4 protein-coding genes are annotated in these 6,635 nt (G+C 61.0%); all 4 read left to right on the plus strand.

The features are described 5' to 3' along the window. Window positions 1–284 precede the first annotated feature (284 nt). The 4 genes from V5A38_RS08080 (at window position 285) to V5A38_RS08095 (ending at window position 6,144) form a co-directional block, all read left to right on the plus strand. Window positions 285–2,543 carry a right-handed parallel beta-helix repeat-containing protein gene (locus V5A38_RS08080; protein ID WP_332325250.1) on the plus strand — a complete coding sequence of 753 codons (2,259 nt, stop codon included), beginning with the start codon at window positions 285–287 and terminating at the stop codon, window positions 2,541–2,543. After that, the gene (locus V5A38_RS08085) at window positions 2,540–3,784 is read left to right on the plus strand and encodes a PGF-pre-PGF domain-containing protein (protein WP_332325251.1); all 1,245 of its coding nucleotides are present in this window, start codon (window positions 2,540–2,542) and stop codon (window positions 3,782–3,784) included. Before V5A38_RS08080 ends, V5A38_RS08085 begins: the two co-directional genes overlap by 4 nt. 795 nt (window positions 3,785–4,579) lie before the next feature. Next, on the plus strand, window positions 4,580–5,200 hold the full coding sequence (locus tag V5A38_RS08090; protein WP_332325252.1) for a hypothetical protein: 621 nt from the start codon (window positions 4,580–4,582) through the stop codon (window positions 5,198–5,200). Next, entirely contained in the window at window positions 5,197–6,144 is a 948-nt protein-coding gene (locus V5A38_RS08095) for a hypothetical protein (protein WP_332325253.1), read from the plus strand. Before V5A38_RS08090 ends, V5A38_RS08095 begins: the two co-directional genes overlap by 4 nt. The last annotated feature ends 491 nt before the right edge of the window (window positions 6,145–6,635 follow it).

Raw genomic sequence — 6,635 nt, forward strand, 5'->3', positions numbered from 1 at the left:
TGAGATATTAACGCACAAACAGCAGTTAGGCCATTAGTTACCCGATCGAGTTTTCAAGCTGTTCGGTCTTCAGTGCGGGAGAAAATCGAAGGGGAAAGTCAGATTTCTAATAGCTCACGAGTCGCGTGAACTGTTAACTACCTATAATAACTCCGCTATCCTGCTACGCATTCGGGAAATCCCGGGTGCCAAGCGGGGAATACACCAGTTGAGACGGTCGCTGTATCGGGGGGAAGATTCGACATCAATCGACAACACAGGAAATCCAAGCACGATTCGAAACTATGAGCAGCACAAGGAAACGCGCAAACGCGGTGTTCTTCACCGTGGTGATGGTACTCTCGCTGTTCGCGATCGCGTCTGTCTCCGGGACAGTTGGCGCTGCCAGCCAGACGCTGACCGTGGACGATGACTTCCCGACCGGAGAGGACACCGATCCGGACACGGAGTATCGGACGTTACAAGCAGCGGTAGATGACGCACAACCAGGCGCCACCATCGAAGTAAAAGAGGGGTCCTACAACCCCGTCGACATCGACAAAGAGGTCGACCTGGTGGCGGTCGGCGATAGAGCGGACACGACTATCGTCGGAAACAGTAACTACGCCGTCAACGTCACCCAGGACGACGCGAGCTTGTCCGGGTTCACGATCGTCGCTCAGGGAGGCGCATTCGGACTGTTGGTCGAGGACCTCGGTGACGTCAGCGACACCAACTTCGTCGCTGAAGGGAACCACTTCGTGAGTGCGAACGGACAGGCGGATTTCCTCGCGTACGTGGAGGACTCTCATCAGGTCACCATCCAGAACAACGAGTTCAGCGGCCAGGCCTACATCGCGCTCTATCTGGACGCGCAATCATCCACTGTCGCCAACAACGAGTTCAACGTTGACGCTGGTGACGGAAGCCAGGGTGGCATGCGCGGCGCAGTCATCACAGTATTGGGCACCGGGAACAGCCTACAGAATAACCATATCGGCTTCCCGTCTAACGCGATTGCGGGGCTCATACTAACGGGGAGCGACCACACGGTCACCGACCTCACCGTGCATGGTCACCTCGACGAGCACCAGCACGAGTCTGACCGGCTGGACTACGCTGTCTGGATCAGTGGAATCGGTCACGACCTGTCGACACTGGATGTCCAGGATAGTGAGGTCGGGGTCTTCGTCGATGAGGCCTCCGACATCATGCTTACCGACGTGAGCTCGAAGGAACACAAGTACTTCGACGGAGGTCTGGGCGCAGGATACGACCTGTACGTCGGTTCGGATACGACCAACGTGCGGACCGATGACTTCGCCGCGATGTCGAGTCAGGTCGACACCAACGTCGAGGTCCACGGCACCGACCACACGCTCAGTGGCGTGACCTCGACGACAGACACACCTCAGGGGATCTACATGACGGCGGACCAGAGCTCCGTGATGGGTGCGATGGTCTCGAATAAGGCCACCGGCATAACCCTGGCCGACACGACCGGATCCGGCGTCACGACGAGTGACATTCAGTCGAACGGAATCGGTATCCACGTCCTCAATAGCGAGGACGCGACAATCGAGAACAACAACGGAATCACCAGCAACACCGTCGGTGTCTCCGTCAGTGGCTCGAACGCCACAGTGATCGACAACAGTATCGAGAACAACAACGTCGGGCTGGAGGTGGACGACACCTCCCAGATGGCGTCCAACGTCGACGCCCACTGGAACGATATCGTCGACAACAACGCTGGCATCCAGAACCACGGTGCCAACGACGTCATGGCCGAGATGAACTGGTACGGCAGCGAGGCTGGACCGGGCGGCGCAGGCCAGCTCAGTGCCATGTCGACGCTCGGCCACGGTGACACCGTCAGCGATGGCGTCATGTACGACCCGTTCCTGACCGCGCCAAAGGACAACGTTCCGCATAGCTGGGACCAGGTCGAGCAGTTCGGCCACGACTTCGAACTCGAAGGGGATGAGGGCTGGCAGACCATCGCCTTCCCCGGCGCCGGCGAAGATGATGTCGGGACGACGCTCGGAGATCTCGGGAACCGACAAGGCGTCATGGTCTGGGCCTACGATCAGGACGACCCGCAGGGCCCATGGCTGACCGGTAACCAGCTGGCCAACCGGTCGGTCGAGTCCCTCGATGCGTTCATCGTCACTGGCCTCGACGACGACGCTGAGGTCACCATGGACCACCTCGACTCGACCTCGCCGCCAAACGGGCCTGGCCAGGAGGACCTCGACCCCGGCTGGAACTTCGTCGGCGCACCACAGGACGGCCAAGCTCAGACCGTCTACCAGTCGACGTCGAACCTCGGGCGCCTCGTTCACGTTTACGAGCAGCCCGAGAGTCAGCCCTACGGATCTGCCGGTGACGCGAACCCGTTCCAGGACAACTTCGCGACCAGCGCCTCGAGCGACGTGAGTCCGTACACCGGCTACTGGGTCTGGTCCGACAGCGATGGAGAGCTTAGCGCCGTGATGCCCGGCGGTGTCTCGGCCTGTGACGAAACCACACTCCTGAATCAGAGTCAGACCTGCCCACCATGAACAACCGTAATCGCACAGCTGCCCTCGTGGTCTGCTTGCTCCTGCTCGGAGCACCGTTTGCCGTCGGGGTCGGAGTCGGATCGCCACCGCAACCACCGATGGCGCTCTACGGCTCTGTGACGATAGGTGGGGACGAAGCACCAGAGGGCACGACCATCCAAGCAGTCGTAGACGGCGACGTCGTCGGTTCGATTACTACCGAAGAGTCGGGTGAGTACGGCGAGTCCGGCGCCTTCGGAAAGAAACTCAAAGTGGACTGTGACTGTACTGACGGTCAGACCACCGTTCGCTTCCGGATCGAAGGAACGGATGCCTGGGCCAACCAGACAGTCGTGTGGCAGTCCGGTATCGCCAAGCAGGTGAACCTGGCGTTCCCCGATGTTGCGACGCCAACGCCGACCCCAACCGAGAATGCCACTCCGACTGAGAGTCCAACCCCGACTGAGAGTCCGACCCCGACCGATACGCCTACCCCGACCGATACTCCCGAAGCCAGTTCGTCGGGGAGTAGCGGTGGCGGAGGCGGTGGCGGTGGCCAGAGCGGCGGTTCGCAGCTCTCGCTCTCGACCACTAACACTAACGAAGGCGCCACTGTCTCGGTACGCGACGTCCCCACCGGGGCGTCGTTCTCGAGTGACCTCTCGGGGACTGTCGAGGGAGCGGGCGTCTCGATGAAGACGCTGAACCTCTCGACGAAATTCGACGAGTCGCAGTTCCGTATCGAGATGACCGACCCGACGGATGCGCCCCAGGGCGCTCCCGAACTCAGCAACGGCGAAGCAGTTGCCTACTTCCGAGCTGATGCCATCCAGCTCGAGGACGGCGTTCTCGACAACGCCACCGTTGAGTTCACGGTTGCGCAGTCGTCATTGCCCGACGGTGCCGAGGCAGACGACGTGACCCTCTACCGCTATGCCGACGGATCGTGGCAAGCGGTATCGACCACGCACGTCTCGGGAACGACGTACAAGGCGACGTTCGATGGGTTCTCAGCCTTCGCCATCGGTGTCCAGGGGCAGCAGACGACGCCAACCGAGACTGCAACCGACACGACGACGCCGACGGACAGCCCGACGAACACTGCGACGCCGACGAGCACCCCGGGATCCTCGACCTCCGAAATGCCAACGACGAGCGAGTCGAGTAACCTCGATATCGGCGTTCGAGCACCGGGATTCACATCCCTCACCACCATCGTGGCGTTACTGGTGATTGCGCTCATCGCTGTTCGTCGCCGCTGACCGCCCTCTCACCATTTTTTCGACGCTCACACTGACGGCGGAGTGTCCCGCCAGAATCCACTATCTCCAAGATAATTCCTTAGGGCTCGAGTTTCGGTATTTCGCGGCCCGATTGAGAACTGAGAGCCGAACGTTCGCGGGTTCCACACAGCGGTCGTCGATGGGGAGACGGCTCACGCCCTCCCGACTCACCCGACAGACCAGTCGTTGTCGCGGTAGTAGACCAGGGTGAGGACGAGGAGCACTCCGAGAGCGATTCCAGCCTCTAAATTCTCTCGCCCAGTTTCGAGCGAATCGATGAGCTGGTGAAACCGGAACAGGTTCGCGTACGTCGTCTGGAGGAACGAGTGCCTCCATGGTCGTCCGAACAGGGTGCCGTTCCCCAGTCCTTGGGGCTCGCTGGTTCTCTATCTTGCTCTCGGCTCACCGTCTGAACTGCACGTCGAACTCTCACCGCCAACGACGACTCCCCGGGTCTGCCGACGACGAAGCCAGTAGCGTGGCCCCTGGGGGACAGCCACGAAAACGGATAGATGAACCGGCTATCCGAATCAAGCAGCGCTGGCTCGGGAGCCGTTTAGGTTGTTGCTATCCCCAGTAACCGAGCGATATGAGGTGAGTACCAAAGCGCAACGATGCAAACAGTATTGAAGACATGGATATCTCTGGAGTTTCGGACAGCCACAAACAGTCACGAGTTGGTGGGCTGGGTCAGTCTGTAACACCCTTCCGAGCGAGGGAGGGGCAGAACAGACCCACTGAGGCGGGGCGGGTCTCAGGAGACGGAGGTCGCTGATGGCCTCGAAAGACCGCCTCGAGCCCTCCTCGACAGGTATCCGTGGGAGCGACGGCTCGGCGGAGCCGTCTATCGAAGAGGTCCCCATCACCAACCACGAACGCAAGGGTGATGCGACGCTCCACAGCTTCCGGGACGGCTGGCGACACGTGAAGTTCATGCTCGTCAACGCACCGAGCTATCTGTTCTCGGTGCCAGGGGCGGCGTTCTCCGTGGTCGGCGCATTCTTCATGTTCGCCGCCTACTTCGAACTGAGCTACGAGGGAATCAACCCGGGCGTTCACTTGATGATCGTCGGAAGCCTGCTCGTCATCCTCGGCTATCAGATACTCACCTTCAGCACGCTCACCACGATCGCCGGGGACCCGATCAGAAAAGTCAGCGAACCGTTCCCGTCGCGAATTCTCGAGTACATGAGTCTCGAACGTGGCGTGGCCGTCGGCATCCTCACGTTCCTCGTGGGTGCCAGCTACGCCGCCTACCTGCTCACCCAGTGGATCCAGAGCGGCTTCACCACCCTCCCCATCGTGCTGGCGGATATGGTCGCGTTCACGACGATCGTCCTCGGCATCCAGACTGTCTTCGGGGCGTTCTGCCTCAGCGCACTCAGAGACGAATGACCACTGCAAATCCCGACACTGAACGAACAACCTCTGCCGACGAACCGGATGCGTCGACGGCGACGGACGGTGAACGGACAGACAGTATCCCGTTCCTGGCCCCCCTCATAGCTCGACTCCGGCAGCCGGAGTACACCGGGGAGAACCGATGTACTCCGTGTACCGTCGTCAATACTGCCATCGCCCTCCTCCTCGGCGCCAGCATCGGCTACGTGGTTCTGCTCGTGAGTCGAAACAGTGCTATCGCGGCCGGCACCGGTGTCCTGTTCCTGCTTGCTGCACTCGGAACCATCTCTCTGCGGGGGTATCTCGTCCCGTACACCCCGACGCTCACGAAACGATATCTTCCTGACCGGATCCTCCGGTGGTTCGAGCACCACGAGCAGGAGACAGCCGTCGAGTCACTCGAGGATATCGACGTCGAACAGCTCCTCACGTCATTAGGTGTCCTCCAGGAGTGCGAACGGCAGGACGACCTCTGTCTCACGCCGTCGTTCGAGCGTCGATGGCGGGACCGGATGGAGCAGTTCCGTGAGATGGACAGAGAGAGCCGAGAGACAGCGGTTTCTGAACTGCTCGAACTCGACGACGATCACACCGTCGAGGAGTACGGCAACACTGCCGCCATCGTGATGGTCGACGGGACGAAGGTCGCCCAGTGGGAGTCCGACGCCGCCTTCGTCGCCGATCTGGCCGCCGACGATCTGCTCCGAGAGTGGTCAGACCGTTGGTCGGCGTTCAGCATCCCGGCGCGGGGGGAGCTCCTGAACTCACTCCGGATGTTCATTCAGCGGTGTCCCAGCTGCGACAGCCCCGTGACGATGGGCCAGGACACTGTTCAATCCTGCTGCCGGTCGAGGGACGTCGTGGCTGTGACCTGTTCGGAGTGTGACTCACGGATCTTCGAAGTGGAGGTGACACCCGAACTGCAGGCGCAGTTATGACTGCAAGAGCGGCGTCGTTGCTGCTACCGTGGGAGTCGGCCCCATGGCGTCTACCGAGAACAGCGGGCGGTTGGCGATGCAGAGTCGACCCTCGTTCAACGACCCTCTGCCCACACCACCGGAACGAGCAACGAAAACCCGTCGGTTCCTGAGCGGGCTATGCAGCATCTCGACCGAACAGCCGTGAGCCGGACGCTCCACCGGAGCCGGAAGTAGATCCGGTCGCGCGCCGCTGCCACGGCGTCCCGGCTCCAACGGCTCCGCGCCATGGAGGTGACCATCGAGCAACAGATGTACAACGCGGCTTCCTGGATGTACGAGTACGCGGCGGACCGTGGGTGCGAGTTCCGGAGAACTACGTCTTCAGTGTGTGGGGGCGTAATCGGGTGTAAAACTACGACAACGGCGAATCACGCGGGTACTGGTACGCAAAACAACGGTTTACCGAGTTCCTCACGAGTTCGCCCCGGCGCTCGACTGAGTGGTACGAA

Origin of the sequence: Halolamina sp. (genome assembly GCF_036626355.1) — an archaeon.
In the GTDB taxonomy this organism is placed as follows: domain Archaea; phylum Halobacteriota; class Halobacteria; order Halobacteriales; family Haloferacaceae; genus Halolamina.